Source organism: Lactobacillus sp. C449L (genome assembly GCF_059900815.1).
The window spans coordinates 1-430 of sequence record NZ_JBWXGA010000320.1 but is presented as its reverse complement, the minus strand read 5'-3'; the positions used below and the strand labels follow the sequence as shown (position 1 = coordinate 430).

Annotated in this window: 1 protein-coding gene; it reads right to left on the bottom strand. The window is 68.4% G+C overall.

What is annotated here, in order from left to right; all coding sequences use genetic code 11:
- A partial coding sequence (locus AC2JF9_RS09580) for a carbonic anhydrase (RefSeq protein WP_500727322.1) occupies positions 1 to 430 on the bottom strand: 430 nt, incomplete at both ends.

The window sequence follows — 430 nt, the reverse complement described above, 5'->3', positions numbered from 1 at the left end:
CTCCGTGATGAACGGGAAGGTGCGGAGGTTCCGCAGCGAGATGCGCACCGATTCCTGCTCCATCGCGCGGAAGGCTTGAGCATCCATCTCCGGATGCTCGCGCCTCACCTTCTCCCGCGCGGGCGCCAGCAGGTCGATCCAGCGGGCGATGAAATGTCCCGCGCCATGGTCCGCGTCGTCGAACTGCCCGGTCAGCGAGGCCGCGCAGCCGCCGCAGAGGCCGTGGCCCATCACGACGATCTCCTCCACCGCAAGCTGGGTGACGGCGAACTCGAGCGCGGCGGACACGCCGTGGTGGCTGGGATCGGTCTCGAACGGCGGCACCAGGTTGGCGACGTTGCGGACGACGAACAGCTCGCCGGGGCTCGCGTCGAAAATCTGGCTCGGGTCCACGCGGCTGTCGGAGCAGGCGATCACCATCACCTTGGGA